This window comes from Burkholderia sp. MSMB617WGS, from assembly GCF_001532025.2.
GTDB lineage: Bacteria > Pseudomonadota > Gammaproteobacteria > Burkholderiales > Burkholderiaceae > Burkholderia > Burkholderia savannae.
On sequence record NZ_CP013457.1, the window covers coordinates 2,891,793 to 2,909,298 of the forward strand.

Sequence of the window (17,506 nt, forward strand, 5' to 3'; positions counted from 1 at the left end):
GCCGCGGCCCGGGCGGTGGCGTTCCCGCCGCCGCGGCGATTGTGACGCCGCGCCGCGCTTCGCCCCACCCTGCGCTCCCCCCGCCGCGAACGCGCCGCGCGGCCCGGCGGCGGGCGGCGGGCGGCGCGGCGCGTCAATGCGCGTCAATGCGTGGCCTGCGCGGCGTCGAGCGCGAGGTTCAGCTTCAGCACGTTCACGCGCGGCTCGCCGAGCACGCCGAACTGGCGGCCCGCCGTATTGTCCGCGACGAGGCGGCGCACGTCGGCTTCCGGCATCTTGCGCGCCTGCGCGACGCGCGCGACCTGATAGTCGGCCGCGGCCGGGCTGATTTCCGGATCGAGGCCGCTTGCCGACGCCGTCACGAGATCGACGGGCACGGGCTTCGACAGGTCGGTGCCCGCCGCCTTCAGCGCGTCGAGCCGGCCCTTCACCTGATCCTTCAGCGAAGGATTGAGCGGCCCGAGATTCGAGCCGCCCGAGCCCGTCGCGTTGTACGGCATCGGGCTCGTCGCCGACAGGCGGCCCCAGAAGTACTGCGGCGCGTCGAACTGCTGGCCGATCAGCGCGGAGCCGACGATCTTGCCGCCCTTCTCGACGAGGCTGCCGTTCGCCTGCGACGGGAACACGGCCTGGCCGAAGACCGTCATCACGGCCGGATACGCGAGCCCCGTCACGACGGTCAGCACGACGAACACGACGATGAGCGGACGAAACAGTGATTTCATGACGATGTTCCTTTAAATCCAGCCGAAGACGGCGAGCACCATGTCGATCAGCTTGATGCCGGCGAACGGCACGAGAATCCCGCCGAGGCCGTACACGAACAGATTGCGGCGCAGCAGCGACGCCGCGCCGAGCGGGCGGTACTTCACGCCCTTCAACGCGAGCGGAATCAGCAGCACGATGATGAGCGCGTTGAAGATCACGGCCGACATGATCGCCGACGCGGGCGTGGCCAGATGCATCACGTTCAGCGCGTCGAGCTGCGGGTACGTGGTCGCGAACGCGGCCGGAATGATCGCGAAATACTTCGCGATGTCGTTCGCGATCGAGAACGTCGTGAGCGAGCCGCGCGTCATCAGCATCTGCTTGCCGATCTCGACGATCTCGATCAGCTTCGTCGGGTTCGAGTCGAGATCCACCATGTTGCCCGCTTCCTTCGCCGCCTGCGTGCCCGTGTTCATCGCGACGGCCACGTCCGCCTGCGCGAGCGCCGGCGCGTCGTTCGTGCCGTCGCCCGTCATCGCGACGAGGCGGCCCGCCGCCTGGTGCTCGCGGATCGTCGCGAGCTTGGTTTCCGGCGTCGCTTCCGCGAGGAAATCGTCGACGCCCGCCTCCGCCGCGATCGCCGCGGCGGTGAGCCGGTTGTCGCCCGTCACCATCACGGTCTTGATGCCCATCTTGCGCAGCTCGGCGAAGCGCTCCTTGATGCCGCCCTTCACGATGTCCTTCAGCTCGATCACGCCGAGCACGCGCGCCGCGTCGCCCTGCTTTTCCGCGACGACGAGCGGCGTGCTGCCGCGGCGCGCGGCGTCGTCGACCGCGCGCCGCACTTCTTCCGGAAAGCGGCTGCCGTGCGTCTCGACGTAGCGGCGGATCGCGTCGGCCGCGCCCTTGCGGATCTCGCGGTCCGGCGCGCCGGACGGCGCGCCCGTGGGGGCCAGGTCGACGCCGCTCATCCGCGTCTGCGCGGAAAAGCCGATGAACGTCGCGTGCAGTTGCGCCATGTCGCGCTGGCGGATGTTGAAGCGCTCCTTCGCGAGCACGACGATGCTGCGGCCCTCCGGCGTCTCGTCGGCGAGCGACGACAGTTGCGCGGCGTCCGCGAGCGTGGCCTCCGTCACGCCGGGCGCGGGCAGGAACGCCGACGCCTGACGGTTGCCGAGCGTGATCGTGCCCGTCTTGTCGAGCAACAGCACGTCGACGTCGCCCGCCGCCTCGACCGCGCGCCCCGACGTCGCGATCACGTTCGCCTGCATCATCCGGCTCATGCCCGCCACGCCGATCGCGGACAGCAGGCCGCCGATCGTCGTCGGAATCAGGCACACGAGCAGCGCGACGAGCGCGGTGATCGTCACGACGTGCCCCGCCTTCATCGCGTCGACCGAGAACATCGAGAACGGCAGCAGCGTCGCGGTCGCGAGCAGCATCACGATCGTCAGCGCGACGAGCAGGATCGTGAGCGCGATCTCGTTGGGCGTCTTCTTGCGCTTCGCGCCCTCGACCATCGCGATCATCCGGTCGAGGAACGCCTCGCCCGGGTTCGCCGTCACCCGGACGACGATCCAGTCGGACAGCACGCGCGTGCCGCCCGTCACCGACGAGAAATCGCCGCCCGATTCGCGGATCACGGGCGCCGATTCGCCGGTGATCGCCGATTCGTCGACCGACGCGACGCCTTCGATCACGTCGCCGTCCGCGGGAATCGTGTCGCCCGCCTCGACGAGCACGACGTCGCCGCGGCGCAGATCCGACGCCGTCGTGATGCGCACGGGCGACTTCGGATGCGGCTCGTTGAGCTTCTTGGCCATCACGTCCTTCTTCGCGCTGCGAAGCGACGCGGCCTGCGCCTTCGAGCGGCCTTCGGCGATCGCCTCGGCGAAGTTCGCGAACAGCACGGTGAACCACAGCCACAGCGTCACCGCGAGAATGAAGCCCGCGGGCGCCTCGGCCTGCCCCATCAGCGCGGCGATCCACAGGATCGTCGTCAGGATGCTGCCGACGTACACGCAGAACATCACCGGGTTGCGGAACTGCGTGCGCGGCGTGAGTTTCTTGAACGAATCGACGATCGCCGGGCGCACGAGCGCCGGGTCGAACATCGATCGCGTAGCGGAATGTTGAGTCATTGCAATCCTCAGATGCGCGTATCCAGTTGTCTGGTTGTGCGCGAGTCCTCTCGTGTCGTTTGCGTGTTCAATGCGCGCCGACGAACAGCATCAGGTGCTCGACGCCCGGGCCGAGCGCGAGCGCCGGCACATAGGTGAGCGCGCCGACGAGCAGCACCGTTCCGAGCAGCAGCACGACGAACAGCGGGCCGTGCGTCGGCAGCGTGCCGCTCGTCGCGGCGATGCGCTTCTTCGCGGCGAGCGAGCCCGCGATCGCGAGCACCGGGACGATCGTGCCGAAGCGGCCGAACCACATCGCGATCGCCGTCATCCAGTTGTAGAACGGCGTGTTCACCGAGAGCCCCCCGAACGCGCTGCCGTTGTTGTTCGCGGCCGAGCTGAACGCGTACAGGATCTCCGAGAAGCCGTGCGGGCCGGGGTTCGCGATGCCGGCGCGGCCCGCGTCGGCGAGCACGGCGATCGACGTGCCGACAAGCACGAGCAGCGGCGTGAGCAGCACGACGATCGACACCATCTTCATCTCGTACGACTCGATCTTCTTGCCGACGTATTCGGGCGTGCGGCCGATCATCAGGCCCGCGACGAACACGGCGAGCAGCGCGAACACGAGCATCCCGTAGAGGCCGGAGCCGACGCCGCCGAAGATCACCTCGCCCAGCTGCATCAGGAGCATCGGCACGAGCCCGCCGACGGGCGTGAGCGAATCGTGCATCGCGTTGACGGCGCCGCACGACGCGGCCGTCGTCGCGACGACGAAGATGCCCGTCTGCGCGATGCCGAAGCGCGTTTCCTTGCCTTCCATGTTGCCGCCCGCCTGCAGCGCGCTCGCCGTCTGATCGACGTTCAGCGACGCGAGCACCGGCGTGCCGCCCTGCTCGGCGTTCATCTCGATGCCGATCGCGACCGCGAGCGCGACCGTCATCGCGGCGAGCACCGCGACGCCCTGCCGGCGATCGCCGATCATGTTGCCGAACACGAGACAGAGCGCGGCCGGGATGATCAGGATCGAGAAGATCTCGAGGAAGTTCGAGAACGGCGTGGGGTTTTCGTACGGATGCGCGGAATTGCCGTTGAAGAAGCCGCCGCCGTTCGTGCCGAGCATCTTGATCGCTTCCTGCGACGCGACGGGCCCCATCGCGAGCGTCTGCGCCTTCACGGGCGTCGTCACCGTGACCGGGTTGCCCTGCGCGTCCTTGACCGGATTGCCCTGCGCGTCGAGCTTCGGCGCCGCGTAGGCCGTCGTCTGCAGCGTCGGCACGTCCTGGTACGCCTTCATGTTCTGGATCACGCCCTGGCTCATCAGGAGCGCGGCGACGATCGCGGCCATCGGCACGAGCACGTACATCGTCACGCGCGTCACGTCGACCCAGAAGTTGCCGATCGTCTTCGCGGTGTGGCGCGCGAAGCCGCGGATCAGCGCGATCACGACGACGATGCCCGTGGCCGCCGACAGGAAGTTCTGCACGGTCAGGCCGAGCATCTGCGCGAGATAGCTGACGGTCTGCTCGGGCGTGTAGTCCTGCCAGTTCGTGTTCGTGACGAACGACACGGCCGTGTTGAACGCGCCGTCGACCGTCATCGGGCCGAAGCCCTGCGGGTTGCCCGGCAGCAGGCCCTGCACGCGCAGCAGCCCGTAGAGGAACAGCACGCCGAGCGCGTTGAACGCGATCGTCGCGATCGCGTACTGCTTCCAGCTCATCTCGGCCTGCGGGTCGACGCCCGCGATCCGGTAGAGCGCGCGCTCGAGCGGGCCGAACACGCGCACGACGGCCGACGAGCCGTCCATCACGCGGTTCAGGTAACGCGCGACCGGCACCGCGGCCGCGATCAGGACGACGATGAAAAGCGCCGCCTGCAACAGATTGTTCGCGTTCATTCGATGTCCTCCGCGCGCAACAGTGCGTAGACGAGATACGCGAACAGCAGGAACGTCGCCGTTCCCGCCAACCACAACATCCAGCTCATGAACGCCCCCCGCGACCGTATCGCGCAAGCTTCTCGCAACCGGCGATCAGCGCGAGCATCAACCCCGTGAAAAGCGCCAGACCGCCTATGTAAACCGCATCCATTCTTGTTTCTCCGTGTTCCAAATCGGACCGGTGAAACGTTAGAGGATTGCGTGTAAAGGGCAGGTCAAAGGTTCGCAGGGGGATGTAAAAAGCGCGTAAACGCGAACAGGCCGCGCCGCGGGAAGGCGCGACGCGTCGCGCCGTTCGCTGCGGATCGGATCGTCGGAATCGGCATGCGGCGCGCTCGGGCGCCGCGCCGTTCGCGCATCGGCAGTCGGCGCGTGCGGCGCCGCGCCGTTGCGAACGGTCATGGAACGAGCCGGCGCGCGGAACGGAAGGCGCGCGCGCCGGCTCCGGCACGCGGGGGCGTCACGGACGCGCCCGCGCGCGGATCAGGGCAGCAGGATCGTCGAGCCCGTCGTGCGGCGTGCCTCGAGATCGCGGTGAGCCTGCGCGACGTTCTCGAGCGGATAGCGCTGCTGGATGCTCGTCTTCACGCGCCCGGACGCGATCACGTCGAACAGCTCGGCCGCGTTGCGATCGAGATCCTCGCGCTTCGCGATGTACGAGAACAGCGTCGGCCGCGTGAAGAACAGCGAGCCGCGCGACGAAAACTCCTTCGAGTCGATCGGCGGCAGCGGCCCGGATGCGTTGCCGAAGCTGACGAAAAGCCCGAGCGGCGCGAGGCAGTCGAGCGAGCCGACGTAGGTGTCCTTGCCGATCGAGTCGTAGACCACCGGCACGCCCGCGCCGTTCGTGATGGCCTTCACGCGCTCGGTGAAATTCTCGCGCGTGTAGACGATCGGATGGTCGCAGCCGTGCGACTTCGCGAGCGCCGCCTTCTCGTCGGAGCCGACCGTGCCGATCACCGTCGCGCCGAGCGCCTTCGCCCACTGGCAGACAAGGAGGCCGACGCCGCCCGCCGCCGCGTGGATGAGGATCGTGTCGCCCGGCTTGACCGCGTACGTGCGGCGCAGCAGATATTGCGCGGTCAGACCTTGCAGCATCACCGACGCCGCGTCTTCGTAGCCGATGCCGTCCGGCAGCTTGACGAGCTTCGCGGCGGACAGCACGCGCTCCTGCGCGTACGCGCCCGGCGGCTGCGCGACGTAGGCGACGCGGTCGCCCGGCGCGAGCGTCGTCACGCCCTCGCCGACTTCCGTGATTTCGCCCGCCGCCTCCATGCCGAGGCCGCCCGGCAGCGGCTGCGGGTAGAGGCCGGTGCGGAAATAGACGTCGATGTAGTTGAGGCCGACCGCGTGCTGCTTGATGCGGACTTCGCCCGGCTGCGGCGCGCCGACGTCGACGTCGACCCACTTCATGACCTCCGGGCCGCCCGGCTGGTCGTAACGAATTGCCTTCGGCATGCTGGCTCCTCCTGGTTGCGATGCGCGTTGAGTTCGGAATCGGTTGGCGCGCCCGGGCGATGCGCGGGCGCGCGCAATGCGTGGACGAGCGCGACGCCCACGGCCGGCGGGTGGAACGAAGCGCGTCGGACGGCGTCGGACGGCGCCGGCGCTGTCGGCGCTGTCGGCGCTGTCGGCGCTGTCGGCGCTGTCGGCGCTGTCGGCGCTGTCGGCGCTGTCGGCGCTGTCGGCGCTGCCGGCGCTGCGGCGCGCGTCGCGTCGCGTCGCACGATTGTCGCGCGTTGCGGGAACGCTTGCAGGGCCCGGCTTCGACGCGCGTCGGATGCGCCGCGGGAGCCGGAATCGAGCGGTCGGCCCGCGCTGGCGGATGACGCCGCGCAATACGGCGCAATACGGCGCAAACGCGGCAAATGCGGCAAGCGCGCCCGCGCAGCGCCCGCGAGCGGCGGTTCGCTCGAACCGCGGCGGCGACGCCGCCGAAATGCGGCGAGCACCCGGCGAACTGCGGCGATGCCGCCGAGGAACGGTTGCGCGTCCGGGAGACGGTGCGACGACACGCCACGCGGACGCTGCTCGCGCCGGAGACGATCAACGCGCAGCCTCGATGCGCGTGAGCGGGCGCCGCTCCAGTTCGCCCGAGAGTCACGAAAACAAGGCCGCGACGCTCAAGAGCCGGCGATGTCCGGCCGCCCCGCCCGCTCGCCCCGACCCGCCGCAGCACCGGCTTCGGCCGCGCCGGCGTGCCCGCTCGGGCGCGCCGCGCCGCTCACGCCTTCGCGGCGAGCCGGCGCATCAATTCGTCGAGCAGCACGCGCGCCGTCGCGACGTTGGTCGCGACCGGCACGTCGTGCACGTCGCAGGCGCGCACGAGCGCCGTGATGTCGGGATCGTGCGGCTGCGCGGTCATCGGATCGCGCAGGAAGATCACGATGTCGACGCGCCCGTCCGCGAGCTCCGCGCCGATCTGCAGGTCGCCGCCAAGCGGCCCCGACAGCTTGCGCTCGACCTCGAGCCCGTGCGCCTGCGCGATCCGCCCGCCCGTCGTGCCCGTCGCGACGAGCCGGCATTGCGCGAGCGCCGCCCGGTAGGCGCCCGCGAGCGCGACGATTTCGTCCTTCTTCGCATCGTGCGCGATCAGCGCAATGCGGGGAGTGCTCATCCGTGAATCCTCTTCTGCTGATCTGTCGACGCGGGCTGACCGCGCGCGCCGGTCGCGGCCGATTCCGCTCCGCTTGCGTGCGCTGATGCGCGGTCACGCCCGAGCGGCGCCGAACCTGACCGGCGGCCGGCGCGCCGCCGTGCTAGCGCCGCCCCGCTACTTTACGGGCCCGGCATGACAGGCTCAAATCGTTTCAGAACGTGCCGGGATACGCGCCGCCGTCGAGCAGCCAGTTCTGCCCGGTGATGTAGCCGGCATGGACGCTGCACAAAAACGCGCACGCCGCGCCGAACTCGTCGGGCGTGCCGAGGCGCCTGGCCGGAATCTCCTTCGTGCGGCGCGCGCGCAGCTCGTCGACGGTGGCGCCTTGCGCCTTCGCCGCGGCGGCGAGCGTCGTCGCGATCCGGTCGGTGTCGAACAGGCCCGGCAGCAGGTTGTTGATCGTCACATTGTGCTCGACGACCTTGCGCGCGAGCCCCGCGACGAAGCCGGTGAGGCCCGAGCGCGCGCCGTTCGACAGCGCGAGCACGTCGATCGGCGCCTTCACGGCCGAGCTGGTGATGTTGACGATGCGCCCGAAGCGCCGCGCGATCATCCCGTCGACGGTCGCGCGGATCAGCTCGATCGGCGTCAGCATGTTCGCCTCGAGCGCGTGAATCCAGTCGTCGTGCGAGAAATCGCGGAAGTCGCCCGGCGGCGGGCCGCCCGCGTTCGTCACGAGGATGTCGGGCTGCGGGCACGCGGCGAGCGCGGCCGCGCGCCCTTCCGGCGTCGTGATGTCGCACGCGACGGCCGTCACGCCGGCGCCCGTCTTCGCGCGGATGTCGGCCGCGGCCGCCTCGAGCGTCTCGCGCGTGCGCGCGACGATCACGAGCGTTGCGCCCTCGGCCGCGAGCGCTTGCGCGCAGCCGAGCCCGAGGCCCTTGCTGGCCGCGCACACGAGCGCGGTCCGTCCTGCGATTCCCAGATCCATTGAGCGTGTTCCTTACCGATGCCTGCATGACGAAAACCGCCGCCGCGCGCAGCCGGGCGGCGCTTGACGCGCGCCCGTCCCGCCGCCTGCGACCGAACGCGCGCGCCAAACGCGCGTCGAAACGCCGATAATATCCGGATCGCGAGCGTTCATCTTCGGTAAACTTGCGGCTGTCCCGCGCGCAGCCTGCCGACCCGGCACGCCCGCCGTCCCAGAATCCTTTGAGCCGCCGCTTCCATGAAACAGGACAGCCGTTTTCCGAATCTCTTCATCCTCGACCATCCGCTGATCCAGCACAAACTCACGCACATGCGCGACAAGGACACGTCGACGCGCACGTTCCGCGAGCTCCTGCGCGAAATCACGCTGCTGATGGGCTACGAGATCACCCGCAATCTTCCGATCACGACGAAGCGGGTCGAAACCCCGCTCGTCGAGGTCGACGCGCCCGTGATCGCCGGCAAGAAGCTCGCGATCGTGCCCGTGCTGCGCGCGGGCGTCGGGATGTCGGACGGCCTGCTCGAGCTGATTCCGTCGGCGCGCGTCGGCCACATCGGCGTGTACCGCGCCGACGACCACCGCCCGGTCGAATACCTGGTGCGCCTGCCCGATCTGGAAGACCGGATCTTCATCCTGTGCGATCCGATGGTCGCGACGGGCTATTCGGCCGCGCACGCGATCGACGTGCTCAAGCGCCGCGGCGTGCCGGGCGAGCGGATCATGTTCCTCGCGCTCGTCGCCGCGCCCGAAGGCGTGCAGGTGTTCCAGGACGCGCATCCGGACGTGAAGCTCTATGTCGCGTCGCTCGATTCGCACCTCGACGACCACGCGTACATCGTCCCGGGCTTGGGCGACGCGGGCGACCGCCTGTTCGGCACGAAAAACTGACGGGAAACGCCGGCGGCCGGCGCGGGCTCGTGCGTCGAGCCGAGCGCGGCAGGCCGCGCCGTGCGCACGCGGCCGGGCCCGCGCGCGGGCACGATGCGCGGCCCCGGTGCGCCGCGGTTCGCGCGCCGCGCGGCGGCCGCTCGCCCGCCGTCTGCCCGTCAAACGGCGCACCGCCGCGTGATAAAATCACGTTCCACTCGATAACGCGCGGCCCAAGCGGCATTCGCCCGCTCACGCGGCCGCCGGACTCAACGACAGACACATTGAAACGCCTGCGCGGCCTGTCGCGCTAGCGGACGGAGAAAAGTATGGCTGGTCACTCGAAATGGGCCAACATCAAGCATAAGAAGGCGGCGGCCGATGCGAAGCGCGGCAAGATCTGGACGCGCCTCATCAAGGAAATCCAGGTGGCCGCGCGCCTGGGCGGCGGCGACGCGAACTCGAACCCGCGCCTGCGTCTCGCGGTCGACAAGGCGGCCGACGCGAACATGCCGAAGGACAACGTGAAGCGCGCGATCGACCGCGGCGTCGGCGGCGCGGACGGCGCGAACTACGAAGAGATCCGCTACGAGGGCTACGGCATCGGCGGCGCGGCGATCATCGTCGACACGCTGACCGACAACCGCACCCGCACGGTCGCCGAAGTGCGCCACGCGTTCTCGAAGTTCGGCGGCAACATGGGCACCGACGGCTCGGTCGCGTTCATGTTCGATCACGTCGGCCAGTTCCTGTTCGCGCCGGGCACGTCGGAAGAAACGCTGATGGAAGCGGCGCTCGAGGCGGGCGCGAACGACGTCAACACGAACGACGACGGCTCGATCGAGGTGCTGTGCGACTGGCAGGAATTCTCGAAGGTGAAGGACGCGCTCGAAGCGGCGGGCTTGAAGGCCGAGCTCGCCGAAGTCACGATGAAGCCGCAGAACGAGATCGAGTTCACCGGCGAAGACGCAGTGAAGATGCAAAAGCTCCTGGACGCGCTCGAGAATCTCGACGACGTGCAGGAGGTCTACACGAACGCCGTCGTCATCGAGGAATGAGCGTTGCGCGGCCGCCCTTTCGCGCGAAAGACGGCCGCCGCCGTTTCTCGCGGCCGGCCCGCCTCGCGCGCGCCGGCCGCCCTATTTTCTAGTCTGCGGGGAATCCCATGAAACTACTCGTCGTCGGCTCCGGCGGCCGCGAACATGCGCTCGCCTGGAAGCTCGCCCAGTCGCCGCGCGTCCAGCTCGTCTACGTTGCGCCCGGCAACGGCGGCACCGCGCAGGACGAGCGCCTGAAGAACGTCGATCTGAGCTCGCTCGACGATCTCGCCGATTTCGCGGAATCCGAAGGCGTCGCGTTCACGCTCGTCGGCCCGGAAGCGCCGCTCGCGGCGGGCATCGTCAACCACTTCCGCGCGCGCGGCCTGAAGATCTTCGGCCCGACGAAGGAAGCGGCGCAGCTCGAGAGCTCGAAGGATTTCGCGAAGGCGTTCATGAAGCGCCACGGCATTCCGACCGCCGACTACGAAACGTTCACCGACGCGGCCGCCGCGCACGCGTACCTCGATGCGAAAGGCGCGCCGATCGTCGTGAAGGCGGACGGCCTCGCCGCGGGCAAGGGCGTCGTCGTCGCGACGACGCTGGAAGAAGCGCACGCGGCCGTCGACATGATGCTGTCCGGCAACAAGCTCGGCGACGCCGGCGCGCGCGTCGTGATCGAGGCATTCCTCGACGGCGAGGAAGCGAGCTTCATCGTGATGGTCGACGGCAAGAACGCGCTCGCGCTCGCGTCGAGCCAGGACCACAAGCGCCTGCTCGACGGCGATCGCGGCCCGAACACGGGCGGCATGGGCGCGTACTCGCCCGCGCCGATCGTCACGCCGCAGATGCACGCGCGCGTGATGCGCGAGATCATCATGCCGACCGTGCGCGGCATGGAGAAGGACGGCATCCGCTTCACGGGCTTCCTGTACGCGGGCCTCATGATCGACCGCGACGGCAACCCGCGCACGCTCGAATTCAACTGCCGGATGGGCGACCCGGAAACGCAGCCGATCATGGCGCGCCTGAAGAGCGATTTCTCGAAGGTCGTCGAGCAGGCGATCGCGGGCACGCTCGATGCGGTCGAGCTCGAATGGGACCGCCGCACGGCGCTCGGCGTCGTGCTCGCCGCGCACGGCTACCCCGATGCGCCGAGAAAGGGCGACCGGATCAACGGCATCCCGGCCGAAACCGCGCATTCGGTGACATTCCACGCGGGCACGACGTTCGACGGCGACAAGCTCGTCACGTCGGGCGGGCGCGTGCTGTGCGTCGTCGGCCTCGCCGATTCGGTGCGCGGCGCGCAGCAGGCCGCGTACGAGGCGATCAACCAGATCACCTTCGAGGGCATGCAGTACCGCCGCGACATCGGCCACCGCGCGCTCAACCGCAAGACGGTCTGACGCGCCGCGCCGCTCCTCGCGCGCCGGCTTCCCGGCCGGCGCGCCCTCTCTTCTGCCGGGGTTCGCTAGAATGCCCGGCAGAAGCATTTTTCGACGGCATCCGTCATGCGGATGTCGCCCCACATCGATGACCGATTCGACTTACGACGTCAACCGAGTACGCGCGTATCTGCAAGGGTTGCAGACGCGCATCGCCGACGCGCTCGGCGCGTTCGACGGCACGCCGCTTTGCGCCGACGCGTGGCAGCGCGGCCCCGGCGAGCGGCTGCGCGGCGGCGGCTGCACGCGCATCGTCGAGGAAGGCAGGTTCTTCGAGCGCGCGGGCATCGGCTTTTCCGACGTCGCGGGCGACGCGCTGCCGCCGTCGGCGAGCGCCGCGCGCCCGCAGCTCGCCGGGCGCGGCTTCGAGGCGCTCGGCGTGTCGCTCGTGCTGCACCCGCGCAATCCGTACTGCCCGACCGTGCACATGAACGTGCGGATGCTGATCGCGACGAAGCCGGGCGAGGCGCCCGTGTTCTGGTTCGGCGGCGGCATGGATCTGACGCCGATTTACGGCTTCGAGGAAGACGCGCGGCACTTCCATCGCACGTGCCGCGCGGCGCTCGATCCGTTCGGCGCCGAGCTGTACCCGCGCTTCAAGAAGTGGTGCGACGACTATTTCTTCCTGAAGCATCGCAACGAGGCGCGCGGCGTCGGCGGCATCTTCTTCGACGATTTCTCGGAACTCGGCTTCGAACGCTCGTTTGAAATGCTGCAAAGCGTCGGCGACGCGTTCCTGCCGTCGTACCTGCCGATCGTCGAGCGCCGCCGCGACACGCCGTACGGCGAGCGCGAGCGCGCGTTCCAGGCGTACCGGCGCGGCCGCTACGTCGAATTCAACCTGGTGTTCGACCGCGGCACGCTGTTCGGCCTGCAAAGCGGCGGCCGCACCGAGTCGATCCTGCTGTCGATGCCGCCGACGGCGAGCTGGCGCTACGACTGGCGCCCGGAGCCGGGCACGCCGGAAGCGCGCCTCTACAGCGACTTCCTCGCGCCGCGCGACTGGGCATGAGCCGCCCCGCCACCGGCCGCGCCGCCGCCGCGAAAGGACGCGCGCCGAATCCCGACCACGCGGGCCCGCCGCCGCTGCCGCGCCGCATCGGCATGCTCGGCGGCACGTTCGACCCGATCCACGACGGCCATCTCGCGCTCGCGCGCCGCTTCGCCGACGTGCTGCGCCTGACCGAGCTCGTGCTGATGCCGGCCGGCCAGCCGTATCAGAAGCAGGATGTGTCGGCGGCCGAGCACCGGCTCGCGATGACGCGCGCCGCGGCGGGCTCGCTCGTGCTGCCGGGCGTCGCCGTGAGCGTCGCGACCGACGAGATCGAGCACGCCGGGCCGACCTACACCGTCGAGACGCTCGCGCGCTGGCGCGAGCAGCTCGGCGCCGACGCGTCGCTGTCGCTGCTGATCGGCGCCGACCAGCTCGTGCGCCTCGACACGTGGCGCGACTGGCGCCGGCTCTTCGACTTCGCGCACGTGTGCGCGGCGACGCGGCCGGGCTTCGACTTCGCGGCGGCGTCGCCCGCCGTCGCGGCCGAGATCGCGAGCCGGCAGGCCGGCGCCGACGTGCTGCAGGCGACGCCCGCCGGGCGCCTCTTGATCGACACGACGCTTTCGCTCGACGTCGCCGCGACCGACATCCGCGCGCACCTGCGCGAATGCATCGCGCGCCGCGCGCGGGTGCCCGACGCGTCGGCCGAGCACGTGCCCGCCGCCGTGTGGGCCTATATTCTCCAACATCGTCTCTACCACCCCTGATTCCATGGATATCCGCAAACTCCAGCGCGTGATCGTCGACGCTCTCGAAGACGTCAAGGCGCAAGACATCAAAGTGTTCAACACGAGCCACCTGACCGAGCTGTTCGACCGCGTGATCGTCGCGTCCGGCACGTCGAACCGGCAAACGAAGGCGCTCGCGTCGAACGTGCGCGACAAGGTCAAGGAAGCGGGCGGCGACGTCGTCAGCTCCGAGGGCGAGGACACGGGCGAATGGGTGCTCGTCGACTGCGGCGACGCCGTCGTCCACATCCTGCAGCCGGCGCTGCGCCAGTACTACAACCTCGAGGAGATCTGGGGCGACAAGCCCGTGCGGATGAAGCTCGGCGGCGTGGCGGCGAACGCGCGCGGCGCGCGCGCGGCCGACGAGGACGAATCCGACGACGACGAGGCGCCCGCCGAGCGCCCGGCGCGCAAGACGACGGCCGCGCGCCGCCGCTGACGCGCCGTTTCGTCGCGCCTGTCGGCTTTCTCGCCGTCACCGCCTTCGTCGCTTTCTTTTTTTCATCGTTTTCATTGCTTTCGCCGCCATGAAACTGCACATCGTCGCGGTCGGCCACAAGATGCCCGGCTGGATCGCGACCGGCTTCGACGAATACGCGAAGCGGATGCCGCCCGAGCTCAGGATCGAGCTGCGCGAAGTGAAGCCCGAGCTGCGCTCGGGCTCGCGCACGGCCGAGAGCGTGATGGCCGCCGAGAAGCAGCGGATCGAGGCCGCGCTGCCGAAGCACGCGCGCGTCGTCGCGCTCGACGAGCGCGGCCGCGACTGGACCACGATGCAGCTCGCGCAGGCGCTTCCCGCATGGCAGCAGGACGGCCGCGACGTCGCGTTCGTGATCGGCGGCGCCGACGGGCTCGATCCGGAGCTCAAGTCGCGCGCCGAGCTGCTGCTGCGCGTGTCGAGCCTCACGCTGCCGCACGGCATGGTTCGCGTGCTGCTCGCCGAGCAGCTTTACCGGGCGTGGAGCATCACGCAGAATCACCCTTACCATCGCGCGTAGCGGCCGTCGTCCCGACGCGCCGCACGTGTCCATCGAGACAACCCAGAAGATGCCCGACCGCGCCGCCGCCCCGTCCTATCCGTTCGTCTACCTCGCCTCGCAAAGCCCCCGCCGCCGCGAACTGCTCGACCAGCTCGGCGTGCGCTACGTACTGCTCGCGCCCGCGCCGCACGAGGACGCCGAAGCGCTCGAAGCCGAGCTGCCGGGCGAGACGCCCGACCATTACGTGTTGCGCGTGTGCGTCGCGAAGGCGGCGGCGGCGCGCGCGCGGCTCATCGCGGGCGGCAAGCCGGCCGCGCCCGTGCTCGTCGCCGACACGACGGTCACGATCGACGGCGCGATCCTCGGCAAGCCCGCCGACGCCGCGGACGCGCTCGCGATGCTCGCGCGCCTCGCCGGCCGCACGCACGAAGTACTGACGGCGCTCGCGGTGATCGACGCGACGGGCGAGCTGATGCCGCCCGCGCTGTCGCGCTCCGAAGTCCGCTTCGCGCCCGCGACGCGCGACGCGCTCGAGCGCTACGTCGAAACCGGCGAGCCGTTCGGCAAGGCGGGCGCGTACGCGATCCAGGGACGCGCCGCGGAATTCGTCGAGCGAATCGACGGCTCCCATTCAGGTATCATGGGTCTGCCCCTTTTTGAGACCGCGGCGCTGCTGCGCGCGGCGCACGTCGCCTTCTGAACCGCCCCATCGCACCATGAACGAAGAGATCCTGATCAACATCACGCCGCAGGAAACGCGGGTCGCGCTCGTCCAACAAGGCGCGGTGCAGGAGCTTCACGTCGAGCGCACGCTGTCGCGCGGACGCGTCGGCAACATCTATCTCGGCAAGGTCGTGCGCGTGCTGCCCGGCATGCAGTCGGCATTCATCGACATCGGGCTCGAGCGCGCGGCGTTCCTGCACGTCGCCGACATCTGGCAGCCGCGCGCGGCCGACGCGCCCGCCGCCGTGCACCAGCCGATCGAGAAGATCGTGTTCGAGGGGCAGACGCTGATGGTCCAGGTGATCAAGGACCCGATCGGCACGAAGGGCGCGCGGCTGTCGACGCAGATCAGCATCGCGGGCCGCACGCTCGTCTACCTGCCGCAGGAGCCGCACATCGGCATCTCGCAGAAGATCGAGAGCGAAACCGAACGCGAAGCGGTGCGCGCGCGGCTGACCTCGGTGATTCCGGCCGACGAGAAAGGCGGCTACATCGTGCGCACGATCGCCGAGGACGCGACGCCCGACGAGCTCGCCGCCGACGTCGCGTACCTGCGCAAGACCTGGGCGACGATCGTCGCGCAAGGCCAGCGCTTGCCGCCGACGAGCCTGCTGTATCAGGATCTCGATCTCGCGCAGCGCGTGCTGCGCGATTTCGCGAACGACGACACCACGCGCATCCAGGTCGATTCGCGCGAGACGCACCAGCGGCTCGTGGATTTCGCGGCCGAGTTCACGCCGGCCGTGAGCCCGAAGCTGCACCACTACACGGGCGAGCGGCCGCTCTTCGATCTGTACAACATCGAGACGGAGATCCAGCGTGCGCTGTCGCGGCGCGTCGATCTGAAATCGGGCGGCTACCTGATGATCGACCAGACGGAAGCGATGACGACGATCGACGTGAACACGGGCGGCTACGTGGGCGCGCGCAACTTCGACGACACGATCTTCAAGACGAACCTCGAAGCGGCGCACACGATCGCGCGGCAGTTGCGGCTGCGCAATCTCGGCGGGATCATCATCATCGATTTCATCGACATGGAGAACGCCGAGCATCGCGACGCGGTGCTCGCCGAGCTGAAGAAGGCGCTCGCGCGCGACCGCACGCGCGTGACGGTGAACGGCTTCTCGCAGCTGGGGCTCGTCGAGATGACGCGCAAGCGCACGCGCGAGTCGCTCGCGCACGTGCTGTGCGAGCCTTGCCCGACGTGCCAGGGCAAGGGCCAGGTGAAGACCTCGCGCACCGTGTGCTACGACGTCCTGCGCGAGATCCTGCGCGAGTCGCGCCAGTTCAATCCGCGCGAGTTTCGCGTGATCGCGTCGCAGCAGGTGATCGACCTCTTTCTCGACGAGGAGTCACAGCATCTCGCGATGCTGATCGATTTCATCGGCAAGCCGGTGTCGTTGCAAGTGGAGTCGAATTTGAGCCAAGAGCAATACGACATCGTGCTGATGTAGATTCATCCGGCGTCATACGGGCGCCTGTCGATCCCGAATGCGCGCTGCGTCGCGACGACGGAGCCCGCCGTCCAGCGCGGGTTCGAACGCGCAAGCGCAAGCACGAGCTTGCTAGCGGATTCGTCGTCGATCCGGATGACGGCGGTCCGATCGCCGCGCCGCCGCCGGCATTGATCGGCACGGCAGCCGCATGCTCGCCCGGCGCGCAATCGCCAGGGGCGGCGCATCGACATCCGAGGCCCATTCAAGGTGAGAATCGAACGCGCCCCGCACTTGGATTACCCCGGCGTATCGCTTCGTCAGCTCGAACGCACGGACGCGAACGCTTGGTATGCGTATTTGAAGCTCCCTCATGTCGTCGAGCACACGAGCTGGAACTTGCGCGCGAAGAACGATCTGCTGCCGCTGTTCGACGGTTACGACGCCACCTCGGCCGAATCGACCCGGCGTCTCGCGACGCGTCGACGATCGCACGCAGGAATTGATCGGCACGATAGGCTTTCACTCGATTTCGGAAGTGAACCGGACTGCCGAGATCGCTTATGACCTCTGTCCGTCGCATTGGGGAAAAGGCATCGCGCGCGCGGCGTGCGCATCCGTCACCGCGTGGTCGTTCGGCCACTACGGCTTTGTCCGCGTGCAGGGGACGGTGTTGAAAAGCAACGCGCGATCGGCGCGCGTGCTCATCGCCTGCGGGTATCGTCACGAGGGGCTGCTCCGCTCCTATCGCATCGTGCGAGGCGCCCCGGCGGACTTTGCGCTCTATTCGCGACTGGCAATCGATTAGCGATCGCCGGTCGCGCCGCGTGGCAACTGCAATGCAACCGGGATACAACCGCGATGCAAGAGCGCACGCCC

Annotated in this window: 16 protein-coding genes and 1 pseudogene; 10 read left to right on the forward strand and 7 right to left on the reverse strand. The window is 69.2% G+C overall.

Annotation, left to right across the window (positions count from 1 at the left end):
• Positions 1-143 precede the first annotated feature (143 nt).
• From kdpC to WT60_RS14275, 7 genes are all read right to left on the reverse strand, one after another.
• A complete protein-coding gene (gene kdpC / locus WT60_RS14235) occupies positions 144-725 on the reverse strand; it encodes a potassium-transporting ATPase subunit KdpC (protein ID WP_060355263.1) in 582 nt (193 codons plus the stop codon).
• A 12-nt stretch (positions 726-737) separates the two neighbouring features.
• The gene (kdpB, locus tag WT60_RS14240; protein ID WP_100185295.1) at positions 738-2,849 is read right to left on the reverse strand and encodes a potassium-transporting ATPase subunit KdpB; all 2,112 of its coding nucleotides are present in this window, start codon (positions 2,847-2,849) and stop codon (positions 738-740) included.
• Between the two features lie 67 nt (positions 2,850-2,916).
• Positions 2,917-4,725, reverse strand: coding sequence for a potassium-transporting ATPase subunit KdpA (gene kdpA / locus WT60_RS14245; RefSeq protein ID WP_060355442.1), 1,809 nt, complete (start codon positions 4,723-4,725; stop codon positions 2,917-2,919).
• Entirely contained in the window at positions 4,722-4,814 is a 93-nt protein-coding gene (kdpF, locus tag WT60_RS14250) for a K(+)-transporting ATPase subunit F (RefSeq protein WP_038753116.1), read from the reverse strand. The genes kdpA and kdpF overlap by 4 nt, the downstream gene beginning before the upstream one ends.
• 436 nt (positions 4,815-5,250) lie before the next feature.
• The gene (locus tag WT60_RS14260; protein ID WP_038753118.1) at positions 5,251-6,225 is read right to left on the reverse strand and encodes a quinone oxidoreductase; all 975 of its coding nucleotides are present in this window, start codon (positions 6,223-6,225) and stop codon (positions 5,251-5,253) included.
• Between the two features lie 766 nt (positions 6,226-6,991).
• The gene (locus tag WT60_RS14270) at positions 6,992-7,384 is read right to left on the reverse strand and encodes a methylglyoxal synthase (protein WP_038753122.1); all 393 of its coding nucleotides are present in this window, start codon (positions 7,382-7,384) and stop codon (positions 6,992-6,994) included.
• A gap of 193 nt (positions 7,385-7,577) precedes the next feature.
• A complete protein-coding gene (locus WT60_RS14275; RefSeq protein ID WP_059669575.1) occupies positions 7,578-8,357 on the reverse strand; it encodes an SDR family oxidoreductase in 780 nt (259 codons plus the stop codon).
• A gap of 237 nt (positions 8,358-8,594) precedes the next feature.
• On the opposite strand from WT60_RS14275, the gene upp reads away from it, so the two are divergent.
• The 10 genes and pseudogenes from upp to WT60_RS14335 all read left to right on the forward strand — a co-directional run bounded on the left by upp (position 8,595) and on the right by WT60_RS14335 (position 17,435).
• Positions 8,595-9,245 (forward strand): uracil phosphoribosyltransferase, encoded by a 651-nt coding sequence (gene upp / locus WT60_RS14280; RefSeq protein WP_038753126.1) that lies wholly within the window; start codon positions 8,595-8,597, stop codon positions 9,243-9,245.
• A 308-nt stretch (positions 9,246-9,553) separates the two neighbouring features.
• A complete protein-coding gene (locus tag WT60_RS14290) occupies positions 9,554-10,282 on the forward strand; it encodes a YebC/PmpR family DNA-binding transcriptional regulator (RefSeq protein WP_038753127.1) in 729 nt (242 codons plus the stop codon).
• A 107-nt stretch (positions 10,283-10,389) separates the two neighbouring features.
• Positions 10,390-11,667 (forward strand): phosphoribosylamine--glycine ligase, encoded by a 1,278-nt coding sequence (gene purD / locus WT60_RS14295; RefSeq protein ID WP_038753128.1) that lies wholly within the window; start codon positions 10,390-10,392, stop codon positions 11,665-11,667.
• Between the two features lie 127 nt (positions 11,668-11,794).
• Positions 11,795-12,718, forward strand: coding sequence for an oxygen-dependent coproporphyrinogen oxidase (hemF, locus tag WT60_RS14300; protein ID WP_038753131.1), 924 nt, complete (start codon positions 11,795-11,797; stop codon positions 12,716-12,718).
• The gene (locus WT60_RS14305; RefSeq protein ID WP_038753133.1) at positions 12,715-13,467 is read left to right on the forward strand and encodes a nicotinate-nucleotide adenylyltransferase; all 753 of its coding nucleotides are present in this window, start codon (positions 12,715-12,717) and stop codon (positions 13,465-13,467) included. Before hemF ends, WT60_RS14305 begins: the two co-directional genes overlap by 4 nt.
• Before the next feature lie 4 nt (positions 13,468-13,471).
• Positions 13,472-13,927, forward strand: coding sequence for a ribosome silencing factor (gene rsfS, locus WT60_RS14310; protein WP_060355444.1), 456 nt, complete (start codon positions 13,472-13,474; stop codon positions 13,925-13,927).
• Between the two features lie 88 nt (positions 13,928-14,015).
• On the forward strand, positions 14,016-14,486 hold the full coding sequence (gene rlmH / locus WT60_RS14315) for a 23S rRNA (pseudouridine(1915)-N(3))-methyltransferase RlmH (RefSeq protein ID WP_038753137.1): 471 nt from the start codon (positions 14,016-14,018) through the stop codon (positions 14,484-14,486).
• Positions 14,487-14,535: 49 nt separating this feature from the next.
• Positions 14,536-15,168: a nucleoside triphosphate pyrophosphatase gene (locus tag WT60_RS14320; protein WP_038753139.1), complete on the forward strand. Its 633-nt coding sequence runs from the start codon at positions 14,536-14,538 to the stop codon at positions 15,166-15,168.
• Positions 15,169-15,184: 16 nt separating this feature from the next.
• Positions 15,185-16,648: a ribonuclease G gene (rng, locus tag WT60_RS14325; RefSeq protein WP_038753141.1), complete on the forward strand. Its 1,464-nt coding sequence runs from the start codon at positions 15,185-15,187 to the stop codon at positions 16,646-16,648.
• A 249-nt stretch (positions 16,649-16,897) separates the two neighbouring features.
• A pseudogene (locus tag WT60_RS14335) lies at positions 16,898-17,435 on the forward strand (GNAT family N-acetyltransferase).
• The last annotated feature ends 71 nt before the right edge of the window (positions 17,436-17,506 follow it).

Coding starts and splice junctions, on each gene's coding strand:
- WT60_RS14305 (WP_038753133.1), top strand. CDS start 12,715: ATGAGCCGCCCCGCCACCGGCCGCGCCGCCGCCGCGAAAGGACGCGCG.
- kdpF (WP_038753116.1), bottom strand. CDS start 4,814: ATGAGCTGGATGTTGTGGTTGGCGGGAACGGCGACGTTCCTGCTGTTC.
- kdpB (WP_100185295.1), bottom strand. CDS start 2,849: ATGACTCAACATTCCGCTACGCGATCGATGTTCGACCCGGCGCTCGTG.
- kdpC (WP_060355263.1), bottom strand. CDS start 725: ATGAAATCACTGTTTCGTCCGCTCATCGTCGTGTTCGTCGTGCTGACC.
- rng (WP_038753141.1), top strand. CDS start 15,185: ATGAACGAAGAGATCCTGATCAACATCACGCCGCAGGAAACGCGGGTC.
- WT60_RS14290 (WP_038753127.1), top strand. CDS start 9,554: ATGGCTGGTCACTCGAAATGGGCCAACATCAAGCATAAGAAGGCGGCG.
- kdpA (WP_060355442.1), bottom strand. CDS start 4,725: ATGAACGCGAACAATCTGTTGCAGGCGGCGCTTTTCATCGTCGTCCTG.
- purD (WP_038753128.1), top strand. CDS start 10,390: ATGAAACTACTCGTCGTCGGCTCCGGCGGCCGCGAACATGCGCTCGCC.
- rlmH (WP_038753137.1), top strand. CDS start 14,016: ATGAAACTGCACATCGTCGCGGTCGGCCACAAGATGCCCGGCTGGATC.
- WT60_RS14275 (WP_059669575.1), bottom strand. CDS start 8,357: ATGGATCTGGGAATCGCAGGACGGACCGCGCTCGTGTGCGCGGCCAGC.
- rsfS (WP_060355444.1), top strand. CDS start 13,472: ATGGATATCCGCAAACTCCAGCGCGTGATCGTCGACGCTCTCGAAGAC.
- upp (WP_038753126.1), top strand. CDS start 8,595: ATGAAACAGGACAGCCGTTTTCCGAATCTCTTCATCCTCGACCATCCG.
- WT60_RS14260 (WP_038753118.1), bottom strand. CDS start 6,225: ATGCCGAAGGCAATTCGTTACGACCAGCCGGGCGGCCCGGAGGTCATG.
- WT60_RS14320 (WP_038753139.1), top strand. CDS start 14,536: ATGCCCGACCGCGCCGCCGCCCCGTCCTATCCGTTCGTCTACCTCGCC.
- WT60_RS14270 (WP_038753122.1), bottom strand. CDS start 7,384: ATGAGCACTCCCCGCATTGCGCTGATCGCGCACGATGCGAAGAAGGAC.
- hemF (WP_038753131.1), top strand. CDS start 11,795: ATGACCGATTCGACTTACGACGTCAACCGAGTACGCGCGTATCTGCAA.